Annotated in this window: 14 protein-coding genes and 1 pseudogene; 3 read left to right on the top strand and 12 right to left on the bottom strand. The window is 47.3% G+C overall.

Annotation, left to right across the window (positions count from 1 at the left end; translation table 11 throughout):
• Positions 1 to 5: 5 nt before the first annotated feature.
• From NEE14_RS09285 to NEE14_RS09260, 6 genes are all read right to left on the bottom strand, one after another.
• Positions 6 to 317: a DUF4134 domain-containing protein gene (locus NEE14_RS09285; protein WP_007656423.1), complete on the bottom strand. Its 312-nt coding sequence runs from the start codon at positions 315 to 317 to the stop codon at positions 6 to 8.
• A 203-nt stretch (positions 318 to 520) separates the two neighbouring features.
• Positions 521 to 1,237, bottom strand: a complete 717-nt coding sequence (locus NEE14_RS09280) for a hypothetical protein (RefSeq protein ID WP_008653331.1) — start codon at positions 1,235 to 1,237, stop codon at positions 521 to 523.
• Entirely contained in the window at positions 1,234 to 1,515 is a 282-nt protein-coding gene (locus tag NEE14_RS09275; protein WP_259322124.1) for a DUF3408 domain-containing protein, read from the bottom strand. Before NEE14_RS09275 ends, NEE14_RS09280 begins: the two co-directional genes overlap by 4 nt.
• Positions 1,496 to 1,849, bottom strand: coding sequence for a DUF3408 domain-containing protein (locus NEE14_RS09270; RefSeq protein ID WP_038608074.1), 354 nt, complete (start codon positions 1,847 to 1,849; stop codon positions 1,496 to 1,498). Before NEE14_RS09270 ends, NEE14_RS09275 begins: the two co-directional genes overlap by 20 nt.
• 8 nt (positions 1,850 to 1,857) lie before the next feature.
• Positions 1,858 to 2,298, bottom strand: coding sequence for a DUF3408 domain-containing protein (locus NEE14_RS09265; RefSeq protein ID WP_008653334.1), 441 nt, complete (start codon positions 2,296 to 2,298; stop codon positions 1,858 to 1,860).
• A gap of 2 nt (positions 2,299 to 2,300) precedes the next feature.
• Positions 2,301 to 3,350, bottom strand: coding sequence for a ParA family protein (locus tag NEE14_RS09260; protein ID WP_008653337.1), 1,050 nt, complete (start codon positions 3,348 to 3,350; stop codon positions 2,301 to 2,303).
• A gap of 421 nt (positions 3,351 to 3,771) precedes the next feature.
• Here NEE14_RS09260 and mobA point away from each other — a divergent pair, with 421 nt between their 5' ends.
• From mobA to mobC, 3 genes are read left to right on the top strand one after another with little or no spacing between them, the layout of a single operon-like run.
• Positions 3,772 to 4,200, top strand: a complete 429-nt coding sequence (gene mobA / locus NEE14_RS09255) for a conjugal transfer protein MobA (RefSeq protein WP_008653343.1) — start codon at positions 3,772 to 3,774, stop codon at positions 4,198 to 4,200.
• A complete protein-coding gene (gene mobB, locus NEE14_RS09250) occupies positions 4,179 to 5,429 on the top strand; it encodes a conjugal transfer protein MobB (RefSeq protein WP_008653346.1) in 1,251 nt (416 codons plus the stop codon). Before mobA ends, mobB begins: the two co-directional genes overlap by 22 nt.
• Positions 5,430 to 5,460: 31 nt before the next feature.
• Positions 5,461 to 7,470 carry a conjugal transfer protein MobC gene (gene mobC, locus NEE14_RS09245; RefSeq protein WP_008653348.1) on the top strand — a complete coding sequence of 670 codons (2,010 nt, stop codon included), beginning with the start codon at positions 5,461 to 5,463 and terminating at the stop codon, positions 7,468 to 7,470.
• A gap of 83 nt (positions 7,471 to 7,553) precedes the next feature.
• Here mobC and NEE14_RS09240 read toward each other — a convergent pair whose 3' ends face one another.
• The 6 genes and pseudogenes from NEE14_RS09240 to erm(F) all read right to left on the bottom strand — a co-directional run bounded on the left by NEE14_RS09240 (position 7,554) and on the right by erm(F) (position 15,759).
• On the bottom strand, positions 7,554 to 8,171 hold the full coding sequence (locus NEE14_RS09240; RefSeq protein ID WP_038607241.1) for an RteC domain-containing protein: 618 nt from the start codon (positions 8,169 to 8,171) through the stop codon (positions 7,554 to 7,556).
• Positions 8,172 to 8,410: 239 nt separating this feature from the next.
• On the bottom strand, positions 8,411 to 8,833 hold the full coding sequence (locus NEE14_RS09235) for a dihydrofolate reductase family protein (RefSeq protein WP_008653350.1): 423 nt from the start codon (positions 8,831 to 8,833) through the stop codon (positions 8,411 to 8,413).
• A 279-nt stretch (positions 8,834 to 9,112) separates the two neighbouring features.
• Positions 9,113 to 10,435, bottom strand: a complete 1,323-nt coding sequence (locus NEE14_RS09230) for a sigma-54-dependent transcriptional regulator (RefSeq protein WP_038607238.1) — start codon at positions 10,433 to 10,435, stop codon at positions 9,113 to 9,115.
• Positions 10,428 to 12,747, bottom strand: a pseudogene (locus NEE14_RS09225) (hybrid sensor histidine kinase/response regulator). The gene NEE14_RS09230 and the pseudogene NEE14_RS09225 overlap by 8 nt, the downstream one beginning before the upstream one ends.
• Positions 12,747 to 14,672: a tetracycline resistance ribosomal protection protein Tet(Q) gene (tet(Q), locus tag NEE14_RS09220; RefSeq protein ID WP_044225003.1), complete on the bottom strand. Its 1,926-nt coding sequence runs from the start codon at positions 14,670 to 14,672 to the stop codon at positions 12,747 to 12,749. The pseudogene NEE14_RS09225 and the gene tet(Q) overlap by 1 nt, the downstream one beginning before the upstream one ends.
• A gap of 286 nt (positions 14,673 to 14,958) precedes the next feature.
• Positions 14,959 to 15,759, bottom strand: a complete 801-nt coding sequence (erm(F), locus tag NEE14_RS09215) for a 23S rRNA (adenine(2058)-N(6))-methyltransferase Erm(F) (RefSeq protein WP_004295323.1) — start codon at positions 15,757 to 15,759, stop codon at positions 14,959 to 14,961.
• Between the last annotated feature and the right edge of the window lie 30 nt (positions 15,760 to 15,789).

Genomic DNA, 15,789 nt, shown 5'->3' with positions numbered 1-15,789 from the left:
GTTTATTAAAGGAAGAATGAACGCAGGATGGTGGCGGCGACAATCAGGAAGATGCAAGCCCCGAACCATGAGGCGGCTGTCTTGCTCGTGTCGGGGTCGCCGGACGAGAACTTGCCATAGACTTTCACGCCGCCGATAAGCCCGACCACCGCGCCGATGGCGTAAATTAATTTCGTGCCTGGGTCAAAATAGCTTGAGACCATAGAGGTGGCTTCGTTGATGCCTGCCAGACCGTTTCCTTGTGCGAAAGCAGAAGCGGTTGCGGCAATCATGAGTGCCGCAGAGATGATGAACTTTTGTCTGATGTTCTTGTTCATAAACTGTTCTTTTTTTTGTGCCGTCCAAAGGGTGGATAGTCCTTTTTCGGGCGGTTGATACTTGATTACTTTACTTTGGTTTTAGTGGTAGCCCGTTTGTTTCTACGGACTTGGGGCTGTCCGTTGCGGGTTGGCTGTACCTTGTACTGCCGTGCGCATGGTTGATGCCGTCTTACGTTTTCATTTCCACTCTTTTTTAGTCGTTATACATAGTCCCGAATATTGAACTCGTCAATGTTGTCGGGTACGGTAAATTCCTTTTTCGGTTTCTTCAGCCGGACTTCGATAAGCCCCTTGATGCGGATGCTCATTTCAGTTGAGCCGGACATCAGTTTCTCGTACAGTTCCGTTCCTTCCATATCGGAGAAGACCTTTGCCGCACGCTCACATTCCTTCTTTGTCGCTTCCGGGTTCTTGGCAGCCCTGACCGCATCGTCTATCTCGTCAAAACTGCTCCCCGTAGCTCTTGGTGTGTCGGGCGTTCCGTCCTCCGGTTCATCCTCCCCGAACTCCAGTTCCGAAGGCGGGATGCTCGTGAAGGTTTCATCGAGTTTTTCCTCCGGGACTTGTGCCGGACGGGACACGGTTTCCGTGTTTCCATCGTCAAAAGTAGCCTCTTCCTCCGACAGCTCAATGCCTTTTTCCGAAGTGGCGGCTTCTTGCATCGGTATGGCAGCGGTTGTCCGGGTTGATGCCATCTTGAAACGGCTTTTGCCGATGATGTCCGATGTTTCTGCGGGAGGTGTTTCCCGTATCATTTCCTGCTTTACCTCCGTGCCGCCCAATGACCGCCATAGCCCGGCAATGCCTTTAAGGAAGCGGACGAATCTCGTTTCCATGATGCGGTCGTAGAGCAGCAGGAACAGGAACCATAGGTTGCAGCCGACCGATACGGTCAGGAGAATCATCGTCATGCTCATAAATCTATTCTGGGGAGTGCGTTCAACATACGGTTCAGTTCGTCACGGTGTGTACGGAGAAACTCGCGTACCACGTTCTCAGTGAAGTCGGCCATTGTGACTTCACCATCACCCAGCCAGCGGACAATCATGGCAACCTTGTCATGGGTCTCTTTGCTGATGGACACTTGTTTTCCTTCCCTTGCCTTGAAGCCTGATTTTTTCAGGAAGGCGCGATAATCATTCTTTTTTCTACTCATTTCTTTTTCTTTTTGATGATTAAAATACTGCGTCGTAATTCCGGGCGTAAAGGCTCTTTATCGCCTCTTCGCACTGGTTGAAGTGGTGTGTAAGCACATGGTCGATATAGGCGGACAGCGATAATCTGTCATGCCCGATTACACGGGTTATGCGCATGATGCGGTCGTGATACTCCGGGCGCACGTATGCCATCTTCCCCTCGCGTGCCTTTACTTCGGGTTCACGGATGAAAAGCCGTTCATAGTCCTTTTCTCCGCATTTGCCGCTTACCGGCACGGGCGACAGGATTTCCACACTCGCCTGCACTTGGGCAAGCATACCTCCGCCGTCATGGTGCGGACTTCTGTTTTTCTGGTTCTTTTCCTGATTCATATCCATATTCATATTAAATCTTCACGTTGTTTCTTGTACAGTTCGTTTATTTTCTCCTTGTGCTGTTCCAGATGTTGGCGCAACACGGTGTCCACGTAGCCGCCTACCGATATTTCCCGTCCGGCGATGTCGTTCACGATTTTAAGAATCTTGCTGTGTACGTCGCGGCTGATATAGACGCACTGGCGTGTCTTTATCTCGTTGCGGCGGAGGAACAGACCGGAATAGTCGTCCTCCTGCCGTTTGCGGCGGGCGGTGTCTTTCTGCACCTTCTCCCTTGACGGGGATGCCGTGGGCGGTGGTTCCGTTTCCGGGACGCTCTCTTCTTCGGGGGCAGGCACGGGCGGCTCCTGTGCGCGGTACAGGGTCCCGTCCTGCTTGCGTCTGCCGATGGAGGCTATCAACAGTTCCTCGTCGATGCCTTCGGTGTTCACTTTCCTGCTGCCCATGCTCATTGAGGTTTGATGATACGGCTTATCTCTTCCGAGAACTCACGGATGCCGCTCCCTTTCAGCAGGGATGCGTCCATCGGGAAGATGGTCGAGCGGAAAACGCTCTTGCGCTCTTCCGAGAGGTCGCGCCGGAACTTCTTGCTGTCGGGCAGGCGGGTGGACAACACCGACAGCCCCATTTCGGCAATCACATCTTCATACAGGTCGTACAGCCCGTTCTTCTCCCTGCCGTCCACCATCGTCCAGAACAGGTATAGCCCCTTTGTTTTCGCCTGTCCCGTCGTCATGAGGTTGTCACGGAACATCACGGCGAATTGCAGGGTGCTTTCCACGACGAAGCGGTCGGCACTCATGGGCGCGAAGATGTAATCCATCTGTGAGAGGGTCTTTACCACGCCGTTGCTTTTCAGCGTTCCCGGCATATCGAAGAACACGATGTCCGGTTTCGCATCTTCTTCGGCAAGCATCCTTTCGGCATCGTCAAGGGCGTTGAGGGCATCGCTTGCAATGACCGGATAGGCGTTCTTTTTTATTTTGCGGAAGTGGTCACACGCGAGTGCCTTGAAATAGAGGCTCTCGTCGATAAGTTTCGTTTCACGTTCGCGCAGCCCGTGGATGCTGTGCTGCGGGGCGTCGCAATCTATGACGGCAACATTGTGACCTTGCACGTTGTGGAGGTAGCTGGCGGCAAGAGCCGTGACGGTCGATTTTCCGATACCTCCCTTTTGTGTTGCGAATGCAACGAAGATTTCATTACTCATGGTTCTATTGCTTTTAATGGTTGATGAATTGTTTTCCTGTTCCTGTACGGAAGCGGTGATATACATATCGGCGTCCGTGAAACACTGACAGATTGGTCCGTCACGTATCCGCTTCAATGGTGAAGCTGGGATTCGGATAACCGATGAATGACGGCATTGCGTCATGAAGTCATTGAATCCATAAATCACCGCGTCACTGGAAAACCGGCTATCCGACGGTTCGGATATTCGGTTTGGCAAATATCCGCCGAAGCGGTTTGCCGGGTATCTGAAAGTTCCTTTTTCCATATCTTCAAATCGTTCGTTTCTTGAATCATGCTGCAAATAAACAAGGATATTTTTGAATCCGTATCACTTCTCCGGCAAGTGGCAGCACGTTGCGTCGGTTGGCATTGATTGTCCGGGTCAAGCCTCTGTCCGATACCGCGTTAAGGGCGTAACTTTGCACCCGAACGGCAGGGTTCGCCACAGGTGGCGCAGCCCGGAGTTTGAAAGGCATTCCCCCAATCCGTCCCCGACGGATTTTTATGTTCACCTGAACATAGCAAGGTATGTTTTCAGCCGCTCAAAACATTTTGAGCAGCCACGAAAACGCCTTGCCCTTACAGGGGGGCGGGCTTACCCTCCGAAGTCGGGAAGCCTCTCAAACCTGCGGTGCTGTGCCTCGAAGCGGCGGCTTATGCCGTCAAACCGCTAAATCCAAAGCAATATGAGTGAAAAAAGAAGAAACAAAGGCGGGAGAAATCCCAAACTCGATCCGGCGGTGTTCCGCTACACCGTCCGTTTCAACGAGGAGGAACACAACCGTTTCCTCTCCATGTTCGAGAAGTCAGGCGTTTACGCCAAGTCGGTTTTCCTGAAGGCGCACTTCTTCGGACAGCCGTTCAAAGTGCTGAAAGTGGACAAGACGCTGGTGGATTACTACACCAAACTGTCCGATTTTCATGCGCAGTTCCGCGCAATAGGTACAAATTACAACCAAGTAGTGAAGGAACTGAGGCTGCATTTTTCCGAGAAAAAGGCGATGGCGTTGCTCTACAAGCTGGAGCAACAGACCGTCGAACTCGTAAAACTGAGCCGTAAGATTGTGGAACTTTCAAGGGAGATGCAGGAAAAATGGTCGCAAAAATCAGTATAGGAAACTCGTTGTACGGCGCACTTGCCTACAACGGGGAGAAGATCAACGAGGCGAAAGGGCGGCTTCTGACGACCAACCGCATCTACAATGACGGTACGGGAACGATGGACATCCACCGGGCAATGGAGGACTTTCTCGGCATGATGCCCGTGCGGTCGAAGGTAGAGAAACCGGTGGTACATATCTCGCTCAATCCGCATCCCGACGATATTTTGACGGATACAGAACTTCAGGACATCGCACTGGAGTATCTGGAGAAGATGGGGTTCGGCAACCAGCCGTATCTCGTTTTCAAGCATGAGGACATCGACCGCCACCATCTGCATATCGTGACGGTCAGGGTGGACGAGAACGGCAGGAGCATAGACACCCGGAATAACTTTTACCGGAGCAAGCAGATAACACGCGAACTGGAACGGAAATACGGGCTGCACGACGCGGAACGCAAGAACCGCCGTCTTGACACGCCGCTGCGCAAAGTGGACGCTTCTGCGGGCGACGTGAAGAAGCAGGCAGGAAATATCGTCAAGGCTATCAGCGGGCAGTACCGCTTCCAGACGATGGGCGAATACCGCGCCCTTCTTTCCTTATATAATATGACGGTTGAGGAAGCGCATGGCAATGTGCGCGGACGCGAGTATCACGGGCTGGTCTATTCCGTCACGGACGATAAGGGCAACAAGGTCGGCAATCCTTTCAAGTCCTCACTGTTCGGGAAGTCCGTTGGCTATGAAGCTGTGCAGAAGAAGTTTGCCCGTTCCAAGCAGGAGATTAAGGACAGGAAACTTGCTGACATGACGAAACGCACCGTCCTTTCCGTGCTGGAAGGCACGTATGACAAGGAGAAGTTTGTAGCCGCGCTCAAAGGGAAGGGCATCGACACCGTACTGCTCTACACGGAGGAAGGGCGCATCTACGGAGCTACGTTCATCGACCACCGCACGGGCTGCGTGCTGAACGGCTCACGCATGGGCAAGGAGCTTTCCGCCAACGCCTTGCAGGAACACTTCACGCTGCCTTACGCCGGACAGCCTCCGATTCCTCTTTCCGTTACGGTGGAGGGACAAGAGGACAAACAAGGCTATTCCGGTGGGGAATACGAGAGCCATTCCGGTGGCATGAACCTGTTTGCCCCCGAAGGTCCGGCAGTGGACGCTGAAGAGGAAGCCTTCATCCGGGCGATGCAGCGCAAGAAGAAAAAGAAGAAGCGCAAGGGCTTGGGTATGTAATCGAAAATATCAACAATCAAAAAATCAATGTATGTCACAACAAGAAGACGATTTGAGGGCATTGGCGAAAATCATGGATTTTCTGCGTGCCGTGAGTATTATTTTAGTGGTCATGAATGTGTACTGGTTCTGCTACGAAGCAATCCGGCTTTGGGGTGTGGACATCGGTGTGGTGGACAGAATCCTGATGAACTTCAACCGCACGGCGGGGCTGTTCCGTTCCATCCTGTACACGAAACTGTTTGCCGTCCTACTGCTTGCCCTGTCCTGTCTGGGGACAAAGGGCGTGAAAGGTGAGAAAATCACTTGGGGACGAATCTGGACGGCTCTTGCCGTCGGCTTTGTGCTGTTCTTCCTCAACTGGTGGATACTGGCTTTGCCGCTACCGATAGAGGCGGTGACGGGACTGTATATCCTGACCGTTGGCGCAGGTTATGTCTGCCTGTTGATGGGCGGTCTGTGGATGAGCCGTCTGTTGAAGCACAACCTCATGGACGATGTGTTCAATAACGAAAACGAGAGTTTCATGCAGGAAACACGGCTTATTGAAAGTGAGTATTCGGTCAATCTTCCGACACGATTTTACTACAAAAAGCGTTGGAACAACGGCTGGATCAATGTCGTGAATCCATTTAGGGCTTCCATCGTGTTGGGTACGCCGGGCAGTGGTAAATCCTATGCGGTGGTAAATAATTTCATCAAGCAGCAGATTGAAAAGGGATTTAGTCAATACATTTATGACTTCAAATATCCCGACCTTTCAACTATTGCCTACAACCATCTGCTGAACCACCCGGAGGGCTACAAGGTGAAGCCGAAGTTCTATGTGATAAACTTTGACGACCCGCGACGCTCACACCGTTGTAATCCTATCCACCCGGACTTCATGGAGGATATTACAGATGCTTACGAGAGTGCGTACACGATTATGCTCAATCTCAATAAAACGTGGGTGCAGAAGCAGGGCGACTTCTTTGTGGAATCACCTATTATTCTGTTTGCCAGCATTATATGGTATCTCAAAATCTATAAGGGTGGTAAGTATTGCACGTTTCCCCATGCCATTGAGTTTTTGAACCGTCGTTACGAGGATATTTTCCCGATTCTTTCCTCATATCCCGAACTTGAAAACTACCTATCACCATTCATGGATGCTTGGCTCGGTGGGGCGGCTGAGCAGCTTCAAGGGCAGATAGCAAGTGCAAAAATTCCGCTCTCGCGAATGATTTCCCCGCAACTCTATTGGGTAATGTCGGACAGCGAGTTTACGCTGGACATAAACAATCCCGAAGAGCCGAAAATCCTGTGCGTGGGTAACAATCCCGACCGTCAGAATATTTACGGTGCGGCACTCGGTCTGTATAACTCCCGTATCGTAAAGCTCATAAACAAGAAGGGGATGCTGAAGTCGTCGGTTATTATAGATGAACTACCGACGATATATTTCAAGGGGCTGGACAACCTTATCGCCACCGCACGAAGCAACAAGGTTGCCGTGTGTCTGGGCTTTCAGGATTTCAGCCAGTTGGTACGCGACTATGGCGATAAGGAAGCCAAAGTCGTAATGAATACCGTCGGCAATATCTTCTCCGGGCAGGTGGTGGGTGAAACCGCCAAGACGCTATCCGAACGTTTTGGAAAGGTCTTGCAGAAACGGCAGTCCATATCCATCAACCGACAGGATGTTTCCACCTCCATCAATACGCAGATGGACGCGCTTATCCCGCCCAGCAAGATTTCCGGCTTGACGCAGGGAATGTTTGTCGGTTCTGTGTCCGATAACTTCAACGAGCGTATCGAACAGAAGATTTTTCACTGTGAGATTGTCGTGGATGCCGAGAAGGTGAAGCGCGAGGAAAAAGCCTACAAGAAGATACCCGTCATTACCGACTTCACGGACGAAAAAGGTAACGACCGCATGAAGGAAACGGTGCAGGAGAATTACAGGCGAATCAAGGAGGAAGTCAAGCAGATTGTTCAGGAGGAACTGGAACGGATTGCCAACGACGAAAATCTGAAACATCTGTTACAGCAGAAATAACAGAGCTGACGGGGTACAATGAAAACGGGCGGAGCAAAGTGTCAAACTTGTTCCGCCCATTATTTTCTTCAGGTATTCTTTGTTTATCTTCTCATGCGCTCCATCTCTTCATCACGGAGCATCTTCTCGTTCAGTTTTTCCTGCATTTTGTCAAGGAAATAGGTGCGGCTCTCGTTCTTCCGGCGTTTGATGTCGATGTAGAAACGGTAACAGTCCTTTGATTCCACACCGAATATCTTGTACAGGAGTGGGGCGAGCTGTTTGAGCGGCATATTGCCGTTGTTGATACAGCCCATCTCGTTGATGCCGTAGATCAGTTCCACGAGATCGATGGCGTTGCCCGTCCATTGCAAGGGTGAGGCGGTATTTTCGTTTGTGTTGTCGGTGGATGTTTGGATGGGGATTCGTGGCGGCACTTGGGGAGCGGCAAGAAACTTCTGCATCTTCCTTACGAAAGAGAGAGCCTTGCTGACATAGTTGGCTATTTCCTTCTTTTCTTCGGGAAGGTTACGCACGGGATGATGCTGTAATTCGATTTCGATGTAAGCCAACGCGATGATGGTCCGGTTCGTGTCCGGGCTGCCGATACACAGTTCGATCACTTGGGTGGCGAAAGCCGTGTATGCTTTTTCCATATTGCAGTCCCCGGCTTCGTTTATCTGGCGGAAGAAATCGGTTTCCGCCAATAAAAAATAATTCATGTCCTGTCAATTTTGAAATTTTACACTCTGTTTTCGGTATGCGCACATGAATAATATTGGCAAAAATCGCGACCAAAAAGCAAAAAATCCGGCACGGTCTTTACAACGTACTGGATTTCAGCGCAATAATAATTGATGTTTTTTATCCGGCATGAATTATGGCAGTCTTAAAATGTTCTTTTTCAGAACATTGCTTTATTAAACGGATTATAAAAGTGTTCTCCTATGGAACATTCCGGCTATTTCATGGTTTCCATGCGTGTGTAGATGCTCCGGTACACTCCATTGGAATAACTCTTTTGTGAGGAGAGTGTCCAGCGTGCTTCAGGTAGTGCCGACTTGAAGAAATGCCGTCCCGTTCCCGATATGAAAGGCACGGTATATAGAATAATCTCATCCACCACCCGCATACGCAACAGCCCGTTGATATAGTCCGAATTATCGGGAGTGGCTTCTGCGAGATAGCAGATGTTGGTATTGTCTTTCCGCCATTCGTCCAGCATGGAGATGGAGTAGTCCGGCGTGACATGGTAAAGCGCGTTTTCCCTTATTTTGTCAATATCGCAGCGGTCAAGGCGTAAATCCTCATACGCTTTGCCATATAATTCTGAAGAATGACACCCGTCCATCGTGAGGACGGCAAGAATCTGAACTTTACCCATAGCCTTTTTCTTTCGTTGGGCAAGGAGCAAAAAAGTAGCGTGCAATCCACACTACTTCTAATGGAGGCTCTGGAATGCCCTAACAGGAATAGGTGAATGCACGCTATGCGTAGGCATAGCATAAGCAATCACGCAATAGTTCCTGTTAATGTCAATTTTCCAGATTTCCATTAGAAACACCTTGCGGTCTTATGTTATATATCGGCGGCGAAAGGCTCCCCAATCGCCGTTTACCTTCAAATGTTCATGCAAAGATAGCTAAATTCAGTGAATTACCGGCTATGATTGCCTGAATTTGTATTTCAACCCATACTCTTCCAGCTTGCTGTACAGCGTAGTACGTCCTATTCCGAGCAGTTCGGCGGCAACCTTTCGGTTTCCGTTCGCCTGTTTCAACGCACGCAAAATCCGCTCCTTGTCTTCCGCGTCGTTTCGCAGGGCGAAACTGACAGGTGAGGTTGGTTTCGTCACGGCAAGTTCCAGATGCTCTTTCATGACAACACCTTCCTGCGCCTGCAATACAGCACCCATAACTTTCTGCCGAAGTTCCCGCACGTTGCCCGGCCATGCGTGTGTCAGCAACGCTTTACGTGCTTCGGAACTGAACCCGCTCACGCTACACTCCAGCTCTCTGTTTGCCATATCACGGAAGAACTCTGCCAGCGGCATAATGTCTTCTTGACAGTCACGCAACGGAGGAACGGTTATCCCGAAGTCGTGCAGGCGGTACAGAAGATCCTGCCGAAAACGCTTTTCATTCACCGATACCTCCAAATCTTCATTGGTAGCAGCGATGATGCGGACATTGAAATTCCGGTCTGCCTTGTCTCCGACCGGGCGATACCGCCTCTCCTGTATGGCACGGAGCAACATCTGTTGGGTTTCCAACGCGAGGTTTCCTACCTCGTCCAGAAACAACGTGCCGCCTTCCGCCTCATGGAAATATCCTTTCTTGGCATTGTCCGCACCTGTAAATGCACCTTTGACGTGTCCGAAGAAAGCCGACGGTGCAAGCTCTTTGGAGAGTGAACCGCAGTCCACCGCCACAAATGGCTTGCCTGCACGTTTGCTCTTGTCATGCAACAGGTGGGCAATATGCTCCTTGCCCGTGCCGTTCTCACCAAATATCATCACGCTCATATCGGTGGCGGCTACCAGCCTTATGCGGTGCATGATTTTCTGAAAGGCGGAACCTTCACGGGCGAATATAGGCATACGGCGTTGTCCTGCCTGACGTTCTTTCAGTATGGAACGGATCAGGGGGACAAGTTTATCCTCCACAAGCTGTTTGGGAATATAGTCTATCGAGCCGAGTTTCATGCTTTCCACGGCGGTATTAACTTCGGCGTAGTCGGTCATAATGATGAAGGGCTGCATCTTTCCCTCCTTTCGCATCCAGCACAAAAGGTCTATGCCACTGCCGTCAGGCAGACGCAGGTCGGCAACCACGATATCATTATCTGTTGCCTGTTGCAGATGTTTCTTCGCGGTTGAGAGGTGGTAAGCCTTCATATTGCGGTAGCCCTCCCGTGACAGCATATTGCAGACATATTCGCAATACACGATGTTGTCTTCCACCACAATTATTTTTGTCTTATTCATCTTCGTATTTTCTCCTTTCCTCTTCTGCCAACCGTATTATTTCCACTCCCTTATCCAGCACGGCAGTCACGGCATGGCTTAACGCTTCACCATCCGGGAGAGCATCGCCACGAAGCAATCCGTAAAGTACATTCAGCGGTTGGTCGGCACGGAGCACCTCCCACGAACTGCGCAGGTGGTGGATCAGGGAATCCAGCTTTTGCAGGTCTTTTTCTTTTGCTGCATCCCGTACCGCCTGCATTTCCTTTTCTGTTTCAGTTATCAACTTTTCCAGCATGACGGCTTCATTGCCATAGGACAATAAGGCGGAAAAGTCCGGTTTCCCGTCCGGTGTCGCTTTTATGGCACACCTGTCGGAAACCTCCATCAGTTCCGATATGGAGAACGGTTTGAACAGGCATCCGGCAAAGCCTTTTGCCAATAGTTCCCCTTTGTTACAACTGCCCGAAGCGGTTGCCACAACCACCGGGATTGTTGGTGAATTGCCCACGTTGGACGAACGCAACAGTTCCAGCAATTCGAAACCGTTTATATCGGGCATATTCAAGTCTGTCAGCAACAGGCTGTATTCTTTCTGGCGTATCATTTCCATCAGTGCCGCAGCATCGGTGCAAGTGTCGCAGTGTATTCCTTCTTGGGAATACATCTCTTTCAGCATCAGAAGTAATACCTCATCATTGTCAATGGCGACAACATCATGGAATTTATTGTTATGATAAACAGGTGTATTGCTTGTATATCCAAGCTGTTCTTCAGCTTCCTGCATAGAAATTTCAACTGTGAAACGACTGCCTTTCCCTTTCTTGCTGTCTAAACGGATTGTTCCGCCAAGCATCGACACAATATTACGCATTATGGCAAGCCCAAGCCCGAAACCCTCCTTTGCGGCGGCATTTGATAGACGTTCAAACGCACCGAACGCTTGTTTCTGTTCCTCTTCTGTCATGCCTGTACCTGTATCTTCAACGACCAGTGTCAGAACTCCATTATCATATTCAGTAATCAAAGAAACACCGCCTTCTTCTGTGAACTTGACAGCGTTTGACAGCAGGTTATTCCCGATTTGTATTATTCGCTCTTTGTCGGTCAATACAATGGCATCGTGTCCAGTCTTCACGGACAAGGACAGCCCTTTGTTCACGGCAACAGGCATGAACTCCGTTTCAAGTGTGTGCGTGATTGCTGAAATCCGGCAGGGTGACAGACGGGGCTGTTCCTTGCCGTTGTCCAGGCGGAAGAAGTCAAGCAAAGTGTTAAGCATATCCCGCATACGGTCGGAGGATTGCAGTATGTTTTGGATATACTGCCCGGACTTATCCTCACACTGTTCTTTCCGTATCAGTCCGGCATAGCCTGTTATTGCTGTCAGCGGTGTGCGCAGTTCATGGGTGATAGTATGTACCGCCTTCTTCCTTGACGTTATCAGTGCCTCGTTCCGTTGTACGGATTGTTCCAGTTGCCTTATCAAATCAGTTGTCTTGTGCTTGTATTGTTTAATGCTTTTTGCATCACGATGTATGATGATGTAGGAAATTAACAACAATAGAAGAACGAATCCCATTAAACCGCCTACTTGCATAAATGACTTTTCACGCATGGCAACTATTTCGTTTTCCCGGCTTTGCAGTTCGGTTTGTACCTTTTCTTCTATTTGGCAAATCAATTCTTGCAGTTGTCTGTTAAGTTCTGCATTACGAGCTGCAAGGCTGTCGGCTTGTTCCGACAATTGGCGATCCTGCACTTTCTGTTCGCTGATTACGTTTCTATTGACCGAATGAAGGATAGTGGTTGATACTGCTGGAGTTACTTCCTTTTTTTTGCCGAATATGCCTAAGAAACCTTTTCGTTTTGGCTTTTTGGACTGTTCCTGCACACTTTTCTGTACAATAACCGGAATTTGATTGGCTATCTTCTTGTTAATAGATTGTTGTTCATCCATTAACCGGACTATCTGGAACATCTGTCGTTCCTTATCCTCTAAAAGACTGCGCACACTATCGATGCGCTCTGCTGGATAGGTGGCCTTGAAACGGCAGAGCATACTGTCCATTGCCATACGCCGTGCATGGTAATGCTCGATATCTTTATCGTTCCATTCCAGTATTGTTTCACCCAATAGAGAAAAATTTTATCATTTGAATATTGATATTGTTTATTTCTTTTCGGAGCTCGTCTATTTTTTTATTGCCAAGTTCTAATGCTTCTATCTCCTGCCATTCATAGAGGCTATTATATGCCATACATCCGATAAGAATGGAGATAAGTATATATCCCAACCGTATTGCCTTATAGAAATTTCCTGACCGCTCCATTATTTTAATGACATTGATTTTTGGAACATGAATAAAAGTTTATCTTTTTCGTTCATGCGGATATTATCAGAATAACCGTCTTTTGTTATTTGATACCCACATGGCTTAACCATAAAAATGCCTAAGCCCTTAGTGTACGAACTTACTTCTGAGGCATAGTCTTTACTTGTATTTAATGGAACTTTCCCTTTAATATGACACCACTCATTATTACAACTGATGTCTTCAATCTCAGACATCAGTTTTTGCAAATCTGTAATAGCTTTGGAACTCGCTACTTGGGGTATCTGCAACTCAAAACAGAGCATCGGTTCGAGAATGTCCACACCTGACTGTTGCAAAGCCAGCCTGAAGACATAAGGGGTCAGCTGTCTGAAATCAGCAGGTGTACTTACCGGGCTATAATACTCGGCTTGAGTAAAAGTTACTTTCAGATCTGTCACTTCCCATCCATGTAAACCAGATTGGCAAGACATACGAATCCCTTCAAAAACGGCATTTTGAAAAGAATGGTTCAGATAACCATAGGAGATGTCACTTTCGATTTGCAACCCTGCCCCTAACGGTAAGGGTTCAAGAGTCAGCCCTATTGTGGCCCAGTAAGGGTTGGGTGGTACTTCGATCTGAATAATCTTATTGACCTTTTTTATAGGTCGTTCTTTGTAGATAGTCTTGATCTCATCAAAATGGACCTTTACGGAAAATCGTTCTTCCAGCAATGTCTGTATGATTTCCTTTTGGGTCAAACCATATAACGAGATTTCCAATTCATCACTATATGAGTTTATGGAAAAGGACAAAGACGGGTCTTCAATCCACAATGTATTCAGAGCGGATATCACCTTGCTTCTCTCTTCGGGCTTGTCTGGTCGGACAGAAGATTTGAGGGCGGGATGCTGATGAGATAATCCTTGAATCAAACAAGGTTTAGCACCTAAATAATCTCCGATTCGAAAATCTTCTATATCTTCTACAATCGCGATATCATTGGCACCCACTTCATCAACATTTATCTCTCTGCCCTGATAAATAGTCTTTAGATTTTTAATCTTGATGAATTTTTCCGAATCGTTGATTCTTACAACGTCTCGAAGTCTCAGACTTCCGTCAATTATTTTAAGAAAACTTCTTTTATGCCCTTTGGGGTCATGCTCTATCTTATAGAGATAAGCTGAAAGTCTGTTTGAGACTGATGCCGGAGGAAGTATAAAAGAAGAAATGGCGTCCAACAACTCATTGATACCGATATTGAACATTGCTGATCCATGTAGCACCGGATAGACTTTGGCTTTTGCCACAAGAGCGATTATCGTATTCCAATAATCAGCCGGTGAAATTTCGCTATCCGCCAAATATCGTTCTAATATATCGTCGTCATGGTTGCATACAAATTCTTTGTATTCTTCCTTTATATATGTTTGGGAGCAAACCGGATAAACCGATCCATCGACAACAGTTTGCATAAACAGGACATCTTGCGACAGATTTGTTTTTATATCCATATACAAACGCTCCAAATTCACACCGGCACGGTCAATCTTATTGATAAATATAATTGTCGGGATTTGCAGCTTTTGTAAAGTACTGAACAGCAACTTTGTCTGCGCTTGTATGCCTTCCTTTGCGGATAAGATGAGGACTGCTCCATCAAGCATTTTGAATGTCCGCTCCACCTCTGCAATAAAATCCATGTGTCCCGGAGTGTCAATGATATTGCATTTCACACCATTCCAAACAATAGATGTCGTAGAAGCCCGAATAGTAATTCCTCTACGTTTTTCTATATCCATAGAGTCCGTTATGGTGTCACCATTATCCACACGGCCGCACTTTTCCGTTGCTCCACTGGCAAACAGCAGATTCTCGGTTACGGAAGTTTTTCCTGCATCAATGTGAGCAAGAATTCCTAAATTTATAATATTCATTTGGATTAAGCAATAATATACTACAGTAGATGCATTGTCGAAACGCACCTTTTAATACCTCCTCGTAGCATATGAGAACTACAGGATTACTAACTCGTATTAATATGTATATTATTACTGCCGCATAATTGAACGCAAATTTACGAAAAAAAAGTTCCCTGACAAAAGCACAAAGAACTTTTTTAATCTATACGTATTTTTATTTGGTATTATTAATTTGTTATGCGGCAGCTTAAAAGACGACACCAAACCAGAAAAATCATCTTGACAACCACCCGACTTTGAACTACGAAGGATGAAATTTTTCAGGGACAACTTCCAGCATTTCCAAAAAACAGTTTACCCATTGACTTGGAGACAAACAAACAATTTGAGCATTAAGGTTTAAACCGAATTTTTCCGAAATTGACCTGACCTGACTTTTCCTGAAAATCGACTTTAAAGCTGTTTTTACAGATAAATCAGGTTTCTCTAACAGACAGGAAATAAATGCTAAGTATTTGGCTTTAAACTTAAAATCAAAAAATAACTGTTTTCTTTTAATGTTTAACAGGGCTGATTTGACAGTTGGCGGTGGAAAGAAACTTTCAGGACCTACCTCATAGACAAGTTTCAAATCAAAAAAAGTATGATAGAAAACGGTATATGGATTGTAAAGCTTCCTCGAAAATAACTTTTGTGTAGGTTCTAACTGAAGGACAATGGAACCTCCCAGAAAATTTCCAAGACTCTCAAACATCAGGATTTTGAAAATATCGGAAGTAATGCCATAAGGAATATTTGACACCACTTTGAAAGGAAATTTCGGAACTGCAAAATTCCTAAAATCACAACCGACAACTTGAACATTTCGGGCATCAGAAAATAATTTTCGTAAATGTTCAACCAAAGCTGTGTCGTTTTCAATAGCAACAACATTGTTGGCGATTTTTAATAAATGAACAGTAAGAAACCCCTTGCCTGCCCCAATATCTAAAACCGTATCCTGATTACTTATATTTGCTTGTCTTATTGCATCTTTTATTAGCACTTTATCAATAGTAAAGTGCTGACCCGTAAAACGAACGGGCAATTTCTTTTTTGTCATTAGTAAACCCGTTGGCGGAATTAATTTAAG

It is taken from the genome of Parabacteroides sp. AD58 (assembly GCF_023744375.2).
Classification (GTDB): Bacteria; Bacteroidota; Bacteroidia; order Bacteroidales; family Tannerellaceae; genus Parabacteroides; species Parabacteroides absconsus.
This window is presented reverse-complemented; position numbering and strand designations above follow the sequence as displayed.

Coding starts and splice junctions, on each gene's coding strand:
- NEE14_RS09235 (WP_008653350.1), bottom strand. CDS start 8,833: ATGGGTAAAGTTCAGATTCTTGCCGTCCTCACGATGGACGGGTGTCAT.
- NEE14_RS09285 (WP_007656423.1), bottom strand. CDS start 317: ATGAACAAGAACATCAGACAAAAGTTCATCATCTCTGCGGCACTCATG.
- NEE14_RS09265 (WP_008653334.1), bottom strand. CDS start 2,298: ATGGGCAGCAGGAAAGTGAACACCGAAGGCATCGACGAGGAACTGTTG.
- NEE14_RS09260 (WP_008653337.1), bottom strand. CDS start 3,350: ATGGAAAAAGGAACTTTCAGATACCCGGCAAACCGCTTCGGCGGATAT.
- mobC (WP_008653348.1), top strand. CDS start 5,461: ATGTCACAACAAGAAGACGATTTGAGGGCATTGGCGAAAATCATGGAT.
- NEE14_RS09270 (WP_038608074.1), bottom strand. CDS start 1,849: ATGAATCAGGAAAAGAACCAGAAAAACAGAAGTCCGCACCATGACGGC.
- NEE14_RS09280 (WP_008653331.1), bottom strand. CDS start 1,237: ATGAGCATGACGATGATTCTCCTGACCGTATCGGTCGGCTGCAACCTA.
- NEE14_RS09240 (WP_038607241.1), bottom strand. CDS start 8,171: ATGAATTATTTTTTATTGGCGGAAACCGATTTCTTCCGCCAGATAAAC.
- mobB (WP_008653346.1), top strand. CDS start 4,179: ATGGTCGCAAAAATCAGTATAGGAAACTCGTTGTACGGCGCACTTGCC.
- mobA (WP_008653343.1), top strand. CDS start 3,772: ATGAGTGAAAAAAGAAGAAACAAAGGCGGGAGAAATCCCAAACTCGAT.
- NEE14_RS09230 (WP_038607238.1), bottom strand. CDS start 10,435: ATGAATAAGACAAAAATAATTGTGGTGGAAGACAACATCGTGTATTGC.